The organism is Gilvimarinus polysaccharolyticus (assembly GCF_001187555.1).
GTDB classification, from domain to species: Bacteria; Pseudomonadota; Gammaproteobacteria; order Pseudomonadales; family Cellvibrionaceae; genus Gilvimarinus; species Gilvimarinus polysaccharolyticus.
This window is the reverse complement of the sequence record NZ_LFIJ01000002.1, coordinates 742,276-761,343: the sequence shown is the minus strand read 5'-3', so window position 1 is coordinate 761,343 and position 19,068 is coordinate 742,276. Positions and strand designations below refer to the sequence as shown.

20 protein-coding genes are annotated in these 19,068 nt (G+C 48.3%); 5 read left to right on the top strand and 15 right to left on the bottom strand.

Translation table 11 applies throughout. From position 1 onward, the window contains the following. The first annotated feature begins 115 nt into the window (after positions 1-115). Positions 116-844 carry an SIMPL domain-containing protein gene (locus tag GILYN3_RS11895; RefSeq protein ID WP_049723185.1) on the top strand — a complete coding sequence of 243 codons (729 nt, stop codon included), beginning with the start codon at positions 116-118 and terminating at the stop codon, positions 842-844. 26 nt (positions 845-870) lie between these two features. Then, positions 871-1,305, top strand: a complete 435-nt coding sequence (locus tag GILYN3_RS11890; protein ID WP_049723184.1) for an MgtC/SapB family protein — start codon at positions 871-873, stop codon at positions 1,303-1,305. On the opposite strand, the gene GILYN3_RS11885 is transcribed toward GILYN3_RS11890, so the two are convergent. Genes GILYN3_RS11885 through GILYN3_RS11865 form a run of 5 tightly spaced genes read right to left on the bottom strand, consistent with a single transcriptional unit; the run spans position 1,302 to position 4,544 of the window. After that, positions 1,302-2,585 (bottom strand): glycosyltransferase, encoded by a 1,284-nt coding sequence (locus GILYN3_RS11885; RefSeq protein WP_049723183.1) that lies wholly within the window; start codon positions 2,583-2,585, stop codon positions 1,302-1,304. The genes GILYN3_RS11890 and GILYN3_RS11885 overlap by 4 nt on opposite strands. Beyond that, complete coding sequence (locus GILYN3_RS11880; RefSeq protein ID WP_084005403.1) at positions 2,586-3,581, bottom strand: lipid A deacylase LpxR family protein; 996 nt, start codon at positions 3,579-3,581, stop codon at positions 2,586-2,588. Beyond that, entirely contained in the window at positions 3,578-3,904 is a 327-nt protein-coding gene (locus tag GILYN3_RS11875) for a DUF3144 domain-containing protein (RefSeq protein ID WP_049723181.1), read from the bottom strand. The genes GILYN3_RS11880 and GILYN3_RS11875 overlap by 4 nt, the downstream gene beginning before the upstream one ends. A 24-nt stretch (positions 3,905-3,928) precedes the next feature. Then, complete coding sequence (locus GILYN3_RS11870) at positions 3,929-4,330, bottom strand: nuclear transport factor 2 family protein (protein ID WP_049723180.1); 402 nt, start codon at positions 4,328-4,330, stop codon at positions 3,929-3,931. Between the two features lie 25 nt (positions 4,331-4,355). Further along, the gene (locus GILYN3_RS11865; RefSeq protein WP_049723179.1) at positions 4,356-4,544 is read right to left on the bottom strand and encodes a hypothetical protein; all 189 of its coding nucleotides are present in this window, start codon (positions 4,542-4,544) and stop codon (positions 4,356-4,358) included. Between the two features lie 428 nt (positions 4,545-4,972). Here GILYN3_RS11865 and GILYN3_RS11855 point away from each other — a divergent pair, with 428 nt between their 5' ends. From GILYN3_RS11855 to GILYN3_RS11845, 3 genes are all read left to right on the top strand, one after another. Then, positions 4,973-7,324: a Tex family protein gene (locus GILYN3_RS11855; protein ID WP_049723177.1), complete on the top strand. Its 2,352-nt coding sequence runs from the start codon at positions 4,973-4,975 to the stop codon at positions 7,322-7,324. Between the two features lie 189 nt (positions 7,325-7,513). Continuing rightward, the gene (locus GILYN3_RS11850) at positions 7,514-8,431 is read left to right on the top strand and encodes a diguanylate cyclase (RefSeq protein WP_157484928.1); all 918 of its coding nucleotides are present in this window, start codon (positions 7,514-7,516) and stop codon (positions 8,429-8,431) included. Positions 8,432-8,446: 15 nt separating this feature from the next. Then, positions 8,447-9,943 carry a methyl-accepting chemotaxis protein gene (locus GILYN3_RS11845; RefSeq protein ID WP_049723175.1) on the top strand — a complete coding sequence of 499 codons (1,497 nt, stop codon included), beginning with the start codon at positions 8,447-8,449 and terminating at the stop codon, positions 9,941-9,943. Here the strand turns inward: GILYN3_RS11845 and GILYN3_RS11840 are convergent. The 10 genes from GILYN3_RS11840 to GILYN3_RS11795 form a co-directional block, all read right to left on the bottom strand. Continuing rightward, positions 9,940-10,383, bottom strand: a complete 444-nt coding sequence (locus tag GILYN3_RS11840; protein WP_232305584.1) for an FAD-binding oxidoreductase — start codon at positions 10,381-10,383, stop codon at positions 9,940-9,942. The genes GILYN3_RS11845 and GILYN3_RS11840 overlap by 4 nt on opposite strands. 36 nt (positions 10,384-10,419) lie before the next feature. After that, positions 10,420-10,815: a VOC family protein gene (locus GILYN3_RS11835; RefSeq protein ID WP_049723174.1), complete on the bottom strand. Its 396-nt coding sequence runs from the start codon at positions 10,813-10,815 to the stop codon at positions 10,420-10,422. Positions 10,816-11,040: 225 nt separating this feature from the next. Beyond that, positions 11,041-11,247 (bottom strand): cold-shock protein, encoded by a 207-nt coding sequence (locus tag GILYN3_RS11830; RefSeq protein ID WP_049723173.1) that lies wholly within the window; start codon positions 11,245-11,247, stop codon positions 11,041-11,043. A 508-nt stretch (positions 11,248-11,755) separates the two neighbouring features. Next, a complete protein-coding gene (locus GILYN3_RS11825; RefSeq protein WP_049723172.1) occupies positions 11,756-14,242 on the bottom strand; it encodes a ThuA domain-containing protein in 2,487 nt (828 codons plus the stop codon). Between the two features lie 386 nt (positions 14,243-14,628). Next, the gene (locus tag GILYN3_RS11820; RefSeq protein WP_049723171.1) at positions 14,629-14,967 is read right to left on the bottom strand and encodes a hypothetical protein; all 339 of its coding nucleotides are present in this window, start codon (positions 14,965-14,967) and stop codon (positions 14,629-14,631) included. A gap of 101 nt (positions 14,968-15,068) precedes the next feature. Beyond that, positions 15,069-15,464, bottom strand: coding sequence for an ArsR/SmtB family transcription factor (locus GILYN3_RS11815; RefSeq protein ID WP_049723170.1), 396 nt, complete (start codon positions 15,462-15,464; stop codon positions 15,069-15,071). A gap of 121 nt (positions 15,465-15,585) precedes the next feature. Then, positions 15,586-16,617, bottom strand: a complete 1,032-nt coding sequence (locus tag GILYN3_RS11810; RefSeq protein ID WP_049723169.1) for a permease — start codon at positions 16,615-16,617, stop codon at positions 15,586-15,588. A 350-nt stretch (positions 16,618-16,967) separates the two neighbouring features. Then, positions 16,968-17,975 (bottom strand): AgmX/PglI C-terminal domain-containing protein, encoded by a 1,008-nt coding sequence (locus tag GILYN3_RS16670; RefSeq protein WP_232305583.1) that lies wholly within the window; start codon positions 17,973-17,975, stop codon positions 16,968-16,970. Further along, positions 17,947-18,501, bottom strand: a complete 555-nt coding sequence (locus GILYN3_RS11800; RefSeq protein WP_049723167.1) for an ExbD/TolR family protein — start codon at positions 18,499-18,501, stop codon at positions 17,947-17,949. Before GILYN3_RS11800 ends, GILYN3_RS16670 begins: the two co-directional genes overlap by 29 nt. Then, entirely contained in the window at positions 18,498-19,067 is a 570-nt protein-coding gene (locus GILYN3_RS11795) for an ExbD/TolR family protein (protein WP_049723166.1), read from the bottom strand. The genes GILYN3_RS11800 and GILYN3_RS11795 overlap by 4 nt, the downstream gene beginning before the upstream one ends. Position 19,068 lies beyond the last annotated feature (1 nt).

The following is a 19,068-nucleotide window of genomic DNA, read 5'->3' as shown; positions in this document are numbered from 1 at the left end:
CACTTGAAGGTAAACTATACCGTAACGTACTATAAAAGGTATTAGTACGAGGACAAAGCAAACTAAAATGCAATTTGGCATACTAAACCATGCCCTTATGTAACGAGGTTAAACCGTGACCGATCACCCCGCTCGCTCGAACACACCCGCTGCCATTATATTAGGTATTTGCCTATTGGCCGGAACCGGTTTATTAAGCTACCAGCTAAACAAAACGGCTATTGCGGTAAAAGATTACGAACGAACCGTCACCGTAAAGGGCTTGGCCGAACGTGAGCTGCCCGCCAATATCATTATTTGGCCTATCAGCTATGCCTTGGCGAGCAACGATTTAGCCGCTCTGTATCGCGACATTGACGACAACAGTAACACCATTACACAGTTTTTACTGGCACACGATATTGCCGCGGACGACATCAGCCTCAACACCCCCTCTGTCACCGACAAAACCGCCCAATCTTACGGTGGCCCAGCCCCTACGTTTCGTTATTCGGCGACGCAAACAGTGACTGTTTACAGTACCGCCATCGATACAGTGCGCAACACCATGAGTAACGTCGGCGAGCTAGGCAAGCAAGGTATCGTGCTTACCGCCGGTAATTACGACAATCAAACGCAGTATTTATTTACTGGGCTGAATGATATTAAGCCCAGCATGATTGAGCAGGCCACTAAAAACGCCCGCGAAGTGGCAGGCAAATTCGCCGCCGACTCCGACAGCCGTCTCGGAAAAATTAAGCGCGCCTCACAGGGGCAGTTTTCTATCAATGCACGCGACGCCAATAACCCGCATATCAAAAAAATACGGGTGGTTTCTACCGTGGAATATTATCTGGCCGATTAAGTCAGCCTCCCACACTAAGACACACTATGACTTTTGATTTAAGCCTACAGGAAATTATCGAGCATTTATTGCGTCTTGGTATCGCACTGATACTGGCACTGCCCATGGCGTTTAACCGCGAACAAAGTGCACGTGGCGCCGGACTGCGCACCTTTCCGCTAGTGGCATTAGCCGCCTGTGCCTATATGCTGGTGGGCATTCAAGTGTATTCGGGCTCCGATGCCGAAGCGCGAGTGATGTACGGTATTATTACCGGTATCGGTTTTATTGGCGGCGGCGCTATTTTAAAAAATGACGACCACACCGTAGGCACGGCGACAGCCGCGAGTATCTGGAACACCGGCGCTATTGGCGTATCGGTAGCTTATAACCGTTACGAGATCGCATTGGTACTATCGCTGACTAACTTTATTATTTTGCAATTTGCCAGTCCGTTTAAAAAACAACAACCCCGCGATTAAGGCTCTTGGGCTAAACGACTTTTCACCTCAATCCAACGCGACATAAACTCAGTACTGCGCTGTCCATGGTAGTTAAACAGGGCGCCTAAAATATTGTCGCGGCGCGAAGTTGTTAGGTTTTGATAGCGCGCGTGCAGGGCGGCCAAAAACGCCGGCCCAAGGCTGGCACGGTGATAGTTTTTAACCAACAGTGGGCCACAGGCATCGGCCGCTTGCTGCCAATAAGATTGATCTTGATACAGCCGCACGGCCTCGGCGGCAATGGCGGCAGAGCTGTCGACAATGGCTCCAGGCCAATCGCACTCGCCCTGCATACTCTCAGCACCGATACTGGTGGTTACATTGGGCGTACCGGTTAGCATTGCATCCAACAATTTACCTTTTATTCCGGCACCCACCCGTAGCGGTGCCAGCAGCACCTTGTGCTGGGCCACTGTCGTCAGAGCGTCATCGGCCCAGCCCTTCACTAAAAAACCTTGCTGCTTATTGTGCAGCGCGGTTGCTTTAGGCGGCGGATAAGCGCCGTAAATGTGCAGCTCGGCACGCGGCAGCTGCCGGCGAATAGCGGGCCAAACATGTTGCTTTAGCCATAATACCGCATCCCAATTGGGGCGATGACGAAAGTTACCAATGCTGACAAAATGTTCGCGCTGAGCAAAATCTGGCCGCTCGCCGTTGTTGGGCTGATCTACGGTAAAAGGCAAGTGATACAACAACGAAGCGGGCACCTGGCAAAAGCGCTGTAGCAACTCGATTTCAAAAGTTGAGATCATTAACGTTAAATCACAGCGAAAAATCGCCGCCAACTCACGCAGCAACATGTCGTCTTCACGCATCAAGCCATACAGCTCGACGGCAGTGGCCGTTATCGCTCCGACATCGGCACCCGGCTGAGCACCAAGCGCGCGCTTTAAGGCTAACTCGCGGGCCGCGCGCAAGCTGTGTAAGTCTTCGGTGTCTAACACCCGCAATGCTTTAGGCGCAGCAGTGGCAACCCGCCAACCAAATTGCTCCTCGGTCACGAACCGATCAAACACCACCACCTCAGGGGCCAATGCGGCCACCCAACGATCAAAGCTGGCGCAATTTAAAGCTATAGTATGAGTGGTGACATTAAGAGCGGCTAAATCACACTGATGCTCAGTGGGAGAGGCGGCTGAGGCAAAGTGCACAGCAATACCGCCGGCCTGTAACGCGTCAATTAAATCTAAAATTCGTCGCCCGGCGGCTGACGAGTTAGGCTCGGGCCACACATAGCCAACAAAGAGCGCCGTTTGCATTTACAGTTTCCAGGCAAAGCTAAGTGTGCCAAAACTGTCGCGAGATGAATCGTGAATATCCAGTTTAGTACCCGACTTGTAGCCAAACGTCACACTAAAAGCATCCCAAGCGTAGCTCATGCCAGCGGTAAAACTGAGTTGATTATGACGCAAATCGGAGGAGGGGCTATCGCGGTAAGTATTGCCGTTAACAAAGATGTTATTAAATACATAATCGGCTTCAAAACCGCCGTATAGATACCAGCCATCTTCGACAGCGGTGGGTGTGCTGGTACGTCCTTGTTGCAACAAGGTAGTCGCAAAGCTGCGCTGCAAGCCGCGCCCAAAACGCACCAAAGCACCAGCGCCAACGGCCGACTCTAGATTGCCTGCGCGGCCCTGCGCCAACAGTACCGTGTCGATCATCGGACTTAACTCATAACGCCATACGCGCGCGCGACGCACGGCGATGACTGGCTCGTTTTCCAGCTGGTAGTCCCAGCCTTTAGGCTCGGTAGAGCCCACAACTTTATGAATAAACTTTTGTGACTGTTCGGCCATCGATGCCGGACCAATAACACCTACAGTAGTACGTACCATATCGGCAATATTGTCATTTACCAGCACGCGACTGGCGCGATAGGTTAACAAACCCGCGTAGGGCACCTCGTGAGGGGCTGGAGTCGACTTGCTAATATCCGCCGGCGTTATCATGACTTGGCCGACCGAGTGCTCGTTAAACGCCAAATCATAGCCATCGTTTAACAACCAACTAAGCGGCTTGATAAGCGTGGGCTCGACAAGCGGTTCAGCTTCGGCCTCGGCCACTTGATACAAAGAAATAAACAAACCGTTGGTATAGCCACCACCATCACGACCACTAAACAAATCATTTTGCCATACCAACGATATCCAATCCGTTGTCTGCGCTTGGCTCGTTTGTGCTAATCCGGCAGCGAACAGCGCAAACGCCAAATGACAGGGGCAAAGCCTCGCCACAAAATTGGATTTTTTCAAGAGTCTATTGCCTGATCGTCGGTCGAGTCATCGTTCTCGGTACGGGTGTAAACTTTAAAGTTCTCACGGTAATCTTCTAAATTATCGCTCAGTTGGTCGCGGTATTGGTTAGTCAAATAACGTAAAGAGGCCTCTAGCTCTTCGGTATACTCTTTGCGGTCGACCGATGAGCTGGCAACAATAAAAGCATTAAACCGCGAGGCCGCCTGTAATATCGCCGCACTCACCATACTCGGATCGGTATTGTCACAGTGCTCATTGGCACGCGAGATAAAATCGTCTACCAGATCCCAGTACTGGCGCTCGTCATCGACTTGTGGCATATATGTTCTCTTAGGGCTGTGTGGTTAGTTCATAAAGGTCATACGGCGAATTAAACCGTTTTGGAACTGATAAATTTTAATAATCTTGGCTGTTTGGCGCACCCCTGCAACATTAAAGCTTATCTGCTCTAAGGTAACGACCTTATCTTTTAAGACCATAGTCGTTTCGACCACCGTCTGTGGTTTGCGCTCTTTAAAGGTTTTAAGCGTGGTCTCGATTAACGCCCCACGGCTGGCGGTAATCGGATGATCGGGGTAATTATAAACTTCGACATCAGGATGAAAATATTCTGCATAAGTGTCGATATCGTGCTGATTGTAAGCGTTTGTCTGATTGATGATTAAAGATTCTAACGGTGCCGCCGTCGCCACAGCACTTAGCCACAACAACAGAATAGCCACCCCAAAACGGCTATAAATATTCATAGTTGCTCTCATATAAAAAGCCCTGCTAGCCAAATGGACGATTCGGTTTATTAAGCAACACTAAAATTAAGGTGGCAATGGGCCCAAGCAATAAAGATAACAAAAACCAACCTAAACCACTGCGGTTTTTACCCTGCGCAAGACCGGCATTAATTAACGCCAATGTGCCCCAACCAACCGCATAACCACCACTTACCACAATTGCATCATTCATCGATCACCTCTAAGGTTTTATTCACCAGGCGTTCAGAGCGCCATTATGGCGCCCAGCAGTGACTGTTGGGTCTATTGTAATGCTAAAGCGGATCGCGATAAACGCCAGAGCAATCTGATCCAAATCGGCGCCGTTACCACACCGCTCCAGCTTATAGCCCGCACACCAATGCTCGAGCACCCTTCCTACTCATTTACGGCAATTTTTTACGATAAGCGAGCTGGCTTTCTAGCCCTCCGGCGAGTCCTGACTCAGTATATAAGCCTCCTTCACATCCGCTACCTTGGCCAATCCGTGCACATCAAAAGACAAAAAGCACAAACCAAATCGCAATTCAAGACTGTTATCATGCGGAGTTTTACGCATAATGCTGAAAACGCCGCATACGTGGCTTCCATCAGACCCATTGAATTAAGCAGGCAAGGCCCATGAGCAGTATTTTTCAACGTATCGCCGACGAGCTAAATGTACGCGAGCAACAGGTGGATGCCGCAGTGGCGCTGCTGGACGAAGGGGCCACTGTGCCGTTTATCTCCCGCTACCGTAAGGAAGTTACCGGCGGGCTGGATGATACCCAGATGCGTAACCTAGAAGAGCGATTGCGTTATTTGCGCGAACTAGAAGACCGCCGCGCAGCGATTTTAAAAAGTATTACTGAACAAGAAAAGCTAACCCCCGCGCTCGAAAGCGAGATACTCAGCGCCGACACCAAAACCCGATTAGAAGATTTATACCTGCCCTACAAACCCAAGCGCCGCACCAAAGGCCAAATCGCCATCGAAGCCGGCCTTGAACCCTTGGCCGAAGGACTGCTAGCCGACCCGACCCTAGACCCGGAAACAGAAGCCACTAAGTTCCTCAACCCTGAATTCAAAATTGAGGACACTAAGGCAGCCCTAGATGGCGCCAAGTTTATCTTGATGGAAAAGTTCAGCGAAGATGCCAACTTGCTAGCTAAATTACGTGATTTTCTGCAAAAAGAGGCCAACATCAGCGCTCGCGTTGCCAGCGGCAAAGACACTAACACCTCACAAGAAGTGCAGAAATTCCGCGACTACTTTGAGCATGATGAACCTCTTAGGTCCACTCCGTCGCACCGTGCACTGGCCATGTTCCGCGGCCGCAACGAAGGCGTACTGACCATTGCCATAGTCGTGGGCGATCCGTCTGAACCCACCAGCTCACACCCTTGCGAAGCAATGGTAGCCGATCACTGGCGCATTCGCGACAACGATCGCGCCGCCGATAAATGGCTGTCTGAGGTGGTGCGCTGGGCTTGGCGCGTCAAACTATTAACCCACTTAGAGACCGACTTGCTAGGAGAGCTACGCGAACGCGCCGAAGAGGGCGCCATTAAGGTGTTTGCCTCTAACCTTAACGATTTACTGCTGGCTGCACCGGCGGGCCAAAAGGCCACTATAGGACTCGATCCAGGTTTGCGCACAGGCGTTAAAGTCGCTGTGGTAGACGCCACCGGCAAGGTGCTCGATCACTGCGCTATCTTCCCCACCATGCCACAAATGCGTACCGCCGAATCCGAAAAAGTCCTCTCGGCACTGTGCCAAAAGTATAATGTCGGCTTAATCGCCATTGGCAACGGCACCGCCAGCCGCGAAACCGAAAAGTTTGTTAAAGACATGCTCGGCAAATACCCCGAGCTTAGCGCCAAACCGGTAATGGTCAATGAGGCCGGCGCCTCGGTGTACTCGGCATCTGAATTTGCCGCAAAAGAGTTTCCCGACCTAGACGTAACCATTCGCGGAGCGATCTCCATTGCCCGTCGCCTGCAAGACCCACTGGCCGAGCTGGTGAAAATTGATCCTAAATCTATTGGTGTAGGCCAATACCAACACGATGTATCGCAAACCCAGCTGGCGCGATCACTGGATGCGGTCGTGGAAGACTGCGTAAACGCCGTGGGGGTTGAAGTAAACACCGCATCGGCGGCACTTTTAGCGCGTGTTTCTGGGCTTAACGCAACACTTGCCAACAATATCGTAGATTTTCGTAATACAAACGGAGCCTTTAGCTCACGCGAGCAACTTAAAAAGGTCACTCGCTTTGGCGCTAAAACCTTTGAGCAAGCCGCTGGCTTTTTACGTGTAGCTGGGGGCGACAACCCACTGGACGCCTCGGCGGTACACCCCGAGTCTTACGCGGTAGTTGAAGCTATCGCCACTAAAAACGAGCGCCGCATTGCCGGCCTTATTGGTGATTCAGCCTTTTTAGGCAGCCTCAAAGCGGCCGATTACACCAGCGAACAATTCGGCTTACCGACCGTTACCGACATTTTAAAAGAGCTGGATAAACCCGGCCGCGATCCACGCCCCGAGTTTCGTACCGCCAAGTTCCAAGATGGCGTCGAAACCCTTAAAGACCTTGAGCCCGGTATGATTTTAGAGGGCACCGTCACTAACGTTACTAACTTTGGGGCGTTTGTGGATATCGGCGTGCATCAAGATGGCCTAGTACACATATCGGCACTGTCTAACACTTTTGTTAAAGATCCCCGCGAAGTGGTAAAAGCCGGCGATATTGCTAAAGTTAAAGTGATGGAGGTTGACGTCGATCGCAAGCGTATTGGTTTATCAATGCGCCTAGACGACACTCCAGGCGAGAAAACCACTGGCGCAGACACGCCGCGCCGCGCCCGAAACAATAAGAGCGATAACCCCCGCACCGGCGGCAACGCACGCGGACGGAACGCGCCAAACGGAGACAATAAAGCCTCGCTAGGCAGCATGGGAGCGTTACTACAGCAAGCTATGAAGAAGAAATAACCCGCACAAGGGCAGTATAAACGGCGGCACTAGAGATTAGACTCAAGTTTTTGCTGCCGCCGCCGCCAACCTTAATACCGGGGAGCTTTGTGTTTCTTGCCCGTATTGTACGGCACGAAGGGACCCGGAATTCTATCGCTCGATACATCCTGCACAAACATATAACGATAATAACCAAAAGGTACAACAGTGAGAAAACGACTAACATTACTGTTAGCGCTATGCCTGTCGCTACCGGCATTCGCCCAAGTGAATATTAACCTTGTGTCACGCGATGACAGTAACGCGAAACACGCAATTGCAGCCCTTGAGCTAGCTCTCGGCAAAGCCGGCTTAGATTATCAGCTAAACATCTCACCCGGCACACTAACCGCGGCGCGCCAATTTCAAGATGCGCTCGACGGCACAATCGATATCATCTGGACCGCCGCTACCAAGCGGACCGAACAACACCTAATCCCTATTCGTGTGCCTTTATATAAAGGCTTGTTAGGCTATCGCGTATTTATTATTCATAAAGATAATCGCGACCTATTTGCCGATGTTAATGATTATTCGCAGTTAAAAAACTATGTATTTGGTCAAGGGCGCGGCTGGCCCGACACTGACATCATGCGTCACAACGGCCTGACAGTCGAAACCGGCACCTACGAAGGCCTATTTTTAATGGCCGACGGCAAACGCTTTGATGCTTTTCCTCGCGGCATTCACGAACCTTGGAGTGAGGTTGAAACTCGCCCCGAGCTCGAGCTTACGGTCGACAATAATCTGATGTTTGTTTATCGCATGCCGTTTTATTTATTTGTCAGCCCGCATCACCCCGAACTGGCCGAAGCTCTTAAAGAAGGCTTTAATCTAGCGCTAAAAGACGGCAGTTTTGATGCATTAGTAATGAGCGACCCGACCGTACAGACCGTCGTCAAATACGGCAATATTGCCAATCGTCGAGCCTTCGAATTAAAAAACCCCAACTTACCCGAAGCCACACCCCTCGATGACCCGACCCTGTGGTTTGATCCGGCAACGCTAACCGAGCTCGACTCAACCACAACAAGCTTGCCACCTCAGTCAAAGGACGACTCAACAACCGCCAATAATGCGCCTTAATTAGAGTAAAGCGTTATGATAAAAAGAACCCTAACCATAAAATTAATGTTTGCCCTTACTGTTATTCTGCTGTTAGTCGCGGCCGTTATTGTTAGCGTTAGCTATCAGTTGCAAAGTAAACGACAACAAGCAGACTTTGAAGCCAGTGTCGCTGGTCAAGTTCAACTCGCCGAATCGGCATTGCGCGAGCCAATATTCTCTTACGATTTAGCACAAATCGAGGCCATCGCCCAATCGTTGGTCAATACACCACTGATTGCATCGTTTTCTGTGTACGATCATCGCGGCAAACTACTGGCCAATAGTCAAGACGACACTCAACCGGCCGCCAACGTAATTACCCAAATCCCACGCCACGAGATTTTTCGCAAAGATAAGCTGGTTGGTTACTTCAATGCCGACTTTTCTCAAGCACAAATGTTAGCGGTACTAGGCAGCCAAAACCAAAGCACCATTATTACCGTTATAGCCCTGCTATTAGCCGGACTAATAACCGTAGCTCTGTTAATGCAACGGATGGTCTCCCATCGGGTGCTGGAAGTCAGTGCATCACTAAAAGAAATCGCCGATGGCGGTGGCGACTTAACACGTCGGCTGCCCACCAATAGCAAAGACGAAATTGCCGAGCTGTGTGTAAACTTTAACCGAGTCATGGAGCAAATCGCCTCTATTATTCAGCGCATTAACCAATCCAGTACCAGCGTCACCAAACAGACCGAAAAAATGACCGGCGCCGCTGCGGGTACTGCAGATTCGATTCGACAGCAGATTCGCGAAATCGAACAAGTCGCGGCCGCACTACAAGAAATGTCTTACTCGGCCGATGACGTTGCAGACCGCGCACGCAAAACCGCTAACGACACACAAGACACACTAGATTTAGCCGACGCCGGCTCAGTCATTGTTAAGGGGGCGATTACCACCATTAACCACCTAACCACGCAAATTCAAACTACCGCCGATAAAATTATGGGGCTGCGCGAGCGCAGCGGTTCGATTGGTTCCGTGATGGAAGTGATTCGCTCCATTGCCGAACAAACTAACCTGCTTGCTCTTAACGCTGCCATCGAAGCTGCCCGTGCTGGTGACCAAGGACGCGGCTTTGCAGTGGTAGCCGATGAAGTGCGCTCGCTGGCACAAAAAACCCGACAGTCGACCGAAGAAATAGAAGCTATTATCGTCGAGTTGCAACAATCGGCCGACGACACGCACAACTCTATGGAACACAGCGTTAAAGCCGTGCAAGAAACTATCGAGGCCTCAAGCCAAGTAGATGGTGCGCTAGAAAAGATTCGCTCTAATATCGAATCGATTAACGCCATGAACCATCATATTGCCTCAGCAGCCGGTGAACAAAGCTCTGTGGCCGGCGAGGTTAGCCAAAATATAACAGCCATTCATGATTTAACCGAACACGTCTCACGCGACGCCGACGTAGTGCGTGAGGCGAGCGCCGTGCTAGATGAAGAGAGCCATAATTTGCGTGATGAAATGTCGCAGTTTAAAACTTAAAGCTCAGGTGCCGACGGGGAAGGGGGCATGAGTCTCTTAACCTGACTCTGCTCTGCAGCCGTTAACTCACCATACCAACGGGGGTAAGGCCAACCATACCCCCAGCGATAATCCGTCATAAATATCGGGCTTCCGCCGACTCGCACGCCTGCCAACATCAACAGCCCCACCTCTGGCTCACCGGCCTGCGCGACACAGGCCTCAAGGGCTTCATCGGCCTGTAGGCGCTGCTGGTACGTGCCGCCTTGCCAATAGGCTAAATCGTGAGCTTCACAACAAGCAAGCCAGAGCCGCTCTTGAGTAAATGTGCCATCGGGAAAGGCGCTACAACCATCGCTCGTAAAAGGGGTAAGATCTTGGGCATTTACACTTGCAGCGTAAATGCACACAAGTAACGGCCACATAGTTGCCGCCAAGCTATTGCGTAAAAATTTAGTCATATTGATTCATAAAACATCTTATTAACCAAACAACCATTAACCCACGCTTAACTGCCAAGACACGCCAAAGCGGTCGCTTACCCAAGCAAATAATTCACTGTGCCCATAATTATCGGCAGGCATAAGCACTTTGCCGCCATCGGACAGCTGAGCGAGAGCATCTTGAAAGTGCTCGGTGCTGGCGCATTCAACAAATAACGAGATGGCTGGGGTAAAACTAAAATCATGTTCAATCGGGCTGTCTATTGCCAACAAGTGTTGTCCTGCCACCACAAATGATGCCTTTTTTAGCGAGCCTTCGGCGCCTTGCTCATCAGGGCCGTAATACTCCATAGACAGCACCCCAGAGTTCTCAAACAACGAAACGTACAGGCTAATTGCTTCATCCGCATTTGCCGCAAACATTAGCATTGGAACCATATTACTTGCCATAAAGGTCGTCCTTATCGCTTAAAGTTAAGCCTAAAAGTATAAACTAAATCAATTACAGATCATCGACAAACGGATTGCGCATAGCAAAGTGCCTTGCTGCAAACCGAGCAAAGAAATCAATAATAGTCGGGAAGTTACGCTTTTATGATAGGCAACACAACAACTTGAGGCAGCCTAAAATATCGGCCACCTAAAGTTGCGATGCTTTTTAGCAGTCTAACTGTCTTACAGCGGGCGTACTTTGTTAGCACACGGACCTTTTTGGCCCTGCCCAACTTCAAACTCAACCTCTTGGCCGTCGTTTAAAGTAGCGTATCCGCCACCAGCCTGAATTTCAGAATGATGAACAAATAAGTCTTTGCTGCCGTCTTCTGGGGTAATAAAACCAAAGCCTTTATCTGCACTAAACCACTTAACGATACCTTTACTCATGCTACGCTCGTCTCAATTAGGTGAACATAAAAGACTAGGGTCGCTATCACCATTACGACCATAGTTTTGCATAGGCCGCCTTAGGCACTACCGCTTCGTAATACATCCACCTTTAGCCGCTTTCTCGCCAGTGACTTCACCTCAAGTATGCTTACCTAAACCGTGCACCTAAAGCGGGCCAGCCAAGTCATTGATAACACAGAGGCTTTGGCTAAAATCATTAAAAATTGCCAAAGGGTTTATAGAGTGTACCTTATTTTGAGCAGCCTGCCGGATATACTGGAAGTTAAGTCGCGTGATAACAGATTTTGCGGCCCAGATCCCAAACGTAGCGCTTTAACCGTGAGTCAAAAGCTCGTCTATAGCCGCCAGCATTAAATGGGGAAAGTAGGATAAACACTAGATCAATTTATTAATCGAGAGCACGATAAAGCATACAAGTTAGCCTTACTAACACCTAGTGTTGCTAGTAAGGCTCGTTAACCGTACAGACCAAACTAAAAACTTCTTACTCTTCGGTTTTATCGGTTACAGACAAAATATAGGCCGCTATTTTAGCTCGTGTTTGGGCATCCAAAAAATCGTGCGCAGGCATAACGTGCTCACCCCATTTACCACTACTGCCCTCGGCAATAGTATTTACGATATAAGCTTTAGGGTCTTCGAGTTCACTATACTTTTGTTTGATTTGCCAAAAACTCGGGCCTACCGAAGCGGCGTTTTCTTTATGGCATGCAATACAGCTGGTGTTTTGCGCCAGCTCTTTGCCCTGGGCAACCTCTACTTGTGCTGCATGTCCCAAACCACCTGCAGCGAGCTTACTGGCATCGTCCTCGACAGCCAACTCGGCTAACACCATATCGGGATCGTAATCGATATAGCTCAACTTAGGCTCACTACCGCCGGTCCACCACTGAGTACCGTACTCTAGCACCCATAAACGGCCGTCTTTGGTTATTTTCATATCCAGCGGACCAGCAAATTTAACAGTTGGGGCAAAGTTATCAATTTTTACCACGTTATCGTAGGCATCCAAGGTCACCACTTTTATCCAGCTACGCATAAAGTCGCCGATAAATAATTTATTTTGGTAGTACGCCGGATAAGCCAAATCATCAGTGGTTTTTTCTGGATAAATTCCCGCTACCAGAGCATTACGGCTACCCTGACCCAATTCAGGAAAACGCTCTGAACGCGCATAGGGATACCAAATAAGTGCTGGCTGTGCCGGCGGCAAAACCTTTAAACCGGTGTTACGTGGCGAAAAATTATTAGCCGCTAACGGATCAAACAACTTACCGCTACTAGCGGCTTGATAGTCGTACATCCGATACGGTTTATTATTCGCTACCATCGTCGGCCAACCAAAATAGCCTGCTTGGGTAACCTTGTTGATCTCATCATAGCCACGCGGGCCAAACTCTTCGCTATCCGCTTTGGCATCGGGGCCAATATCACCGTAATACAAATCACCGGTACTATCGTCTATCGCAATCGTATAAGGGTTGCGAGTGCCCATAACATAGATTTCTGGCCGGCCTTGGTCGGGCGCGGCAAACAAGTTGCCTTTAGGTATAGCGTAACCGCCCTTTTTATCGGGAGTTATACGTAAAATTTTACCGCGTAAATCTTGCGTATTGCTCGAGCTTCTTAAAGCATCGTGATAGGTGCCGTCAGGCTTGTTATTCATCGGGCCAGAATCGTTTGATTCAAACGGATTAGAGTTATCACCTAGAGCGACAAACAAATTACCAGCACGATCAAACTCTAAATTTCCACCGGTGTGACAACAAGTATTGTCATTAGGAATATCCAGCAAGACTTGCTCAGACGCCATATCAACTGTCTTATTGGTCAGCGTGAATTGCGCCACACGTTGCAACAGCTCATGCTTGCCGCTCTTGTCGGCCAAATTGTACATAACATAAATAAGCTGATTGGTCGTAAAGTCCGGATCAAATGCGACGGCAATTAAGCCAAACTCAATTCTTTTAGCGGGCGCAAATACATCAAACTCAGCCATGCTATGTACTTTTTTGCTGGCAACATCTAGCCACAGCAATTTTCCTTCGCGCTCTGCAATCATGGCCGCCGAATAATCTTTTGTCACGTCAAAACTAACCGGTTCGTTTAAGCCCTCTACCAGTGTGTTTCTAGAGAAACGACGCGAGTCAGGCCGAGCGTGGGCGTAATCTAAGGCGTTACGCTCAGCCAGCGCATAATCAAGACCGCCGGATAAGTGTGCGACAAACCATTCTTTTTGAAATAACTGCTTGGTGTGCCCCAAGCCGGTATAAAACGCTCGACCTCCGTCAAATTCGTGATACCAAGCTATGGGATGATAAGCACCATGCAAACCACCTTGGTAGCTGCGCTCATCCACAACCAACAGATCATTGCGGCTATCAGAGAGCGAATCAAAGTCGTACCACTCATCCGTCACATAAAATTCTTTGGGTAAGTTTTGTGTTGCCGCATGGCTACCATCGACCACTTTGACTTTAGCCCGCTGAACGTTTGATGGATCATTGGGGTGCGACTTAAATGCAGCCCCCACCAAGCGTCGATACCAGTACCAATCACCTTCACGCTCGGTATCTGTCGCCGCGTGAATACCAACAAACCCACCGCCTGCTTGAATGTAGCGCTCCATGGCCAATTGCTGCTGGTTATTAAGAACATCACCCGTGGTACTTACAAACACAATGGCCGCCATATTACGCAGCTGCTCATCGGTAAAAATACTCGCATCCTCGGTCGCCACAGGCGTTAAGCCTTTTTGCTCGACTAACGCCGTAACCGCCGCAACCCCTTCGGGAATAGAATCGTGCACCCAACCCGTAGTCTTAGAGAAAATCAGCACCGATTTAAGCTGATCTGAGGCCCCCTCTGAGACAGGAGAATCGGTTAATACGGCATTTGACTCAGAACAAGATGCTATAAAAACAGCCGATATTGCTAACAGTAAAACCGCCAAGATGCGATGAATATTCATAATTATGGACACACTAGATTAAGTGAAAGGGCTATTATTTTTCTTACCAACCAGCGCTCACCCTATACAAGATGGAAATCGCCTAAAAATCAATCTAGTCTAACCCAGCACACCTCAACCGTCATTGACCTTATCAATTATTAGGACTCCTTAATACTCTTCTTAACAAAGCCCCCATTATACTACCGGCCCCGTGGCCTAATCACGCAGGACAAGCATCAGACAAACCCACAGCGGCTTAGCGTTTGCGCCACCAAGCCCTCAAAAAGCATCAAGTAGGCCAATCTAAGCTAAGGGACAAGCGGAGCTATTAGTGCTATAACCGAACATCGCCGCAAACGCGCTAAATCAAAAGCGCCACTCAGAACAATGTTTAATTGGCGAAATCATTTTTTAAACCGATCGATCCACCTGCCATTATGATCTCTACCGCAACCTTCTTCCGTATCGTACAAAATATGGGCAATGCCTATATCGATACCAATGTCAGCAAGACCTCCTCGAATATCACCATCAAGTTTATTACGGCCACCGCTTGTGACAAAGTTATCAAGATTAAAGTCCGTGTCAAAAACACAAACAACCTTTAAGCTTTTAGGAAAAACAGAGTAATCGACCAAATGTGTCAACCACTGGAATCCAAAATAATCATTTAATGCCGTTTCACATGCAGCGTTTAAAATCTTTCTTATCTGATTATCTATTTTTTTATCGGTTTTACGCATATTCGTTTCTGCTAAAATAAGCTAACAATCTAAGAAAATCATTGCCTATCATAAAATTCAACATCACTTTAATTTTGTAAAATAATAATGGACATCCATGCTTATTTTCTAGCGATAATAGATTGCCATTCATCACTATCAGCACCGATAACACATTCATCATTGACTCTCATAGATAATCGCTTCAAGCATCGCTTCGTAACATCTGAAAAATTCTTTTCAGGCAACATCTTTATAGACTCAACCAGATATTTCCAATGAGGTAACTTATGTTCATTTAAAGTGTAATAAACCCACTTCCCCTGTTTTTTAGGGGTCAATAATCCGGATTTATATAACATTTTTAAATTTCGAGAAACGTTGTATTGTGTATCGCCGATAACATCCATTGCTTCTGCCACACTAATTCGCTTGTCGATATGAACCAAGAGCCAAAACAATCGCAACCGATTAGGCTCTGACAATGCTTTTAGTGCATCAATATATTTTTCATCCATTTTTTACCTTTAGCTCTAAGATCTTGTTGATCAATGATACTACATTATAAACAACGCATGAAATCAACCTATTTTATATCGACATTTCTTAGCCGCCACTCAATAAAGTGGCGGCTTCTACTTACACCACAAACTGGAAGATTAACCCTCCAATAATAGCCGTTGTTAAAACAATAAAAACAAATGCAAAAACCGCTTTTTTCTTAAGCACAGCAGAGACTAACGCTATCTCCGGCAAGCTAGCACCCGTACCGCCAATAATTAATGCCATTGCGGGGCCTAACCCCATTCCTTTTAAAATTAAAACCTTTAACAATGGAATGGCCATCTCAATACGCAGATACAACGGCACACCAATGATCGCCGCAATTACTATAGATAGTATATTGTCACCTCCGACGTACTTCTCCACTAATTCGGGTGATAGGTAAGCGGCCGATACACCACTAATTAATGAGCCCAACAACACGTATGGAATTATTCTTTTGAATAGTGCCCAAGCGAATCTTAATGCACGCTGTAGTTTTGATGGTTGGGCCTCTCCTGCCTGAGCCACTGAATCACAACTATTACTTAACGCCTCACACGCTCCTTTAGCAGGAGCAGAGGAACTACAGCTAACAACTGTTTTTGTCTCGAGACCACAGGCATCTATAGATGAAGAAACCTTGCCTTCTTTACATACCGAACCAGATTTTACCCCCTCTAATTCATCACCACGCTTAATCTCATCTTTCCATGGAGATTTAGATATCAACCAACCACCTATAACCGCCGCACTAAAGGTAATAAGTAAATAGATCGCCGTTACCTTTATACCAAAAGCGGCATAAATCATTGCTAAAACAATAAAATTACAAAGCGGAGCAGAAATTAGGAAACTCATCACGGTCCCCAAAGACGCACCCATCGTTGCCATCCCCATCGTTACAGGCACAACAGATGCGCTACAAAATGGCGTTAACATACCCAAGCTGGCGCCCAAGAATGATCCCCATCTTTCATGCTTTGTAAGTTTTTTTTGCAATTTATCTTGCGGAATATACTCTCGCATTAGCCCAGTAAGAATTGAGACCGCAGCAATAATTAAAACTAACGCGCCACCAACGTGAATAAATTCATTAAATGCAATTATTAATTTTTCTGTATTCAAAATATCACCCTAAATGAGTACTTAAACATTCGCGAATTGTATTCACATATGCGCATACGTGCAAGTATGTGGTGAGATTATTGATGGCAACACACTGAGAGTGGGGGGGGGCAGTACTTTAAAGGGAGTTGCTAATATTAACGATGGCGCCGAGCTTAACCACCTCTAAACAGAGTTGTTTGCGGCATACTTAGGGCTTTTTGCGAACCATCTCGAGTATCTCCGCAGTGGTATCCCCAACCATAAGTGTGCCTACTGGCTTTGAACATCACAGAAACATAACGCTGTTTTTAGCCACAGTTTATGTACAGGAGCTTTTCGATCAAACTGAATGACAACAAAACCGCAAACTAAAGTTGCGGCAAAAAGCTCAAAGTATAGTCTCGTGTTGTAACTACAACATCTGTTCGCGGCGCAAAGCTGATCAATTTAATTCGCGCCAATACTTTTGACTCCAACGCCGCATCACGCAAATCCGAGCTAACAATGCTCACTGATGCCAATGAGCCATCGGGGTTAATCACAAGTTTCAGTACTACTTTACCCTGCAGCGCCGGGTTATCACGTAGAGCGCGACGGTAATAGCGATCGAGTGCACTGGCATGCTGACTCATGACACTGCGGATTTCTTCATCGCTGCGCTCGCCGGCTTTACGTGTGCTTTGCGCGGTACTGGCGGTAGCGTCGGCGCCGCCCAATGCGCTTTCCACTTGGGTCGTCTCGCGGCTTGATAACGCCACACCGCCGGTATCTTTTGACAGGCTTGAGGTGTTAATACCGCCACTGTCCGATTCGGCGCCACTGGTAATTAAATTGCGTTCGGTGCGCGCGGCCTCGGCTTGGCCGCGAGTAATTTCGTCGCTAGCAACCGCTTCAACATCAATCGCCTCACGCATATCGGCAAGCGTATCTTTAAATTGCAGCACACCACTAATGTTAGCTTTTTCTCGCGCTTGATCGACTTGTGTTACCGGCTCCGGCTCAACTTCAGGCTCTGGTTCAATTTCAGGTTCAGGTTCAACGTCGGGCGCTTTTACAGGCTCAGGTTCGGGTTCTTTTTCCGGCTCTGGCGTGGGTTCGGGTTCAGGTTGTTTGATCTCTTCTTTTTCAAGTAAGACACGCGCAAGTTGCGGCGGTATTTTAGCTTTTTCTTCACGCTTTATTTCGGACAGGTTAATTAACGGGACGACCATACCAATAAGTGCAAAGACTAACAGCCCGGCAGCCACCCATTTTATAAACCGTTTATCATCGGTTTGGCCTTGGCCAAACAGTTGGTAACTATTGGCGTTATTGTGAGAGCTGTTGCTGGCGTTAGGCAGAGCCATATTATTGATTGGTTCCTGTGGTGGCTTCATCGGGCTCGTCATCTGAGCTGGCGGTTTTATGTACCGCCAATGAGATGTCGCGATAACCCGCTTGGGCACAGGTATTCATAATGCGCTTTAATAAAGTGTAGGGGATCGCTTTATCGCCCATAATGGTGATGGATCGACCGGTTTTTATTTGCTCCTCGGTCAAGGGACGGGCGCGTGCGGCCAAGTATTCCAGCTCTGTTGCCAGCGCGGCGATGATATTTTTATTCTCATCATCGGCGGCAGACGTATTTTTTCCAATATCGCTAACAATAACGCGACCACCCACCAAGATTTGTGTGTTGTTTACTTTTACCACCACAGTGGTATCGGGTACGGTATCGGCGACCGAGGCGGGCAGTTCGATGGCCTTGTCGTTGGTGAGCACCTCAACATCGGAGGAGTTAACCAGCAAGAAGAATACGAGGATGGTGAAAATATCCATCAGTGAGACAAGGTTTAACTTAGGCGCGCTCTTGTTACGGCGATGGTGTTTTGCCATACGTTTGGCGCGCAGTGATTGCTTCATGTTTCACCCCCAACACCCGCTAGGCAAGAAATATTTTCTTTATCAATCAGCGGATCGTTAACCGGTGCATCACCCAGTGATACCTCCGGAAACAGCACCGCATTGACCAGCTCTGCGGCCACCACAGCCTTATATGAGCGTACGGTGTCCATAGTGCTAACGATGGTTTGGTAGTCGGTATCGGGTTGCGCAAGAATCACGATGTCATCTTTTTCTATTTGGTAACTATCTTCTAAACGAATTTTAATTTGCTGTAAGGTTTCTGATAGCAGCTCAAAATCGTAACTGCCATCGTCTTTGGTGCACACGCTAGCGGCGCGGTTTCCCGCAGGATGATTGACACCTAGGTAATCGGGGTAAATCACCACCTCAAGAAAATCGAGCTTTTCTTGATCGTCGTCGGACGCGCTGGATTTTTCTGAATCCGGCAGATTCAACTCCAGCACTGTAATGCGCGAGAACACCATGCTAAGCAACAGTACCGGCACCAATACAATCATTAGATTCATAAAGGAGGTAATGTTGAGCTCGGCATCCTCGTTATGGCGTCGCCTTCTGAAGCGCATG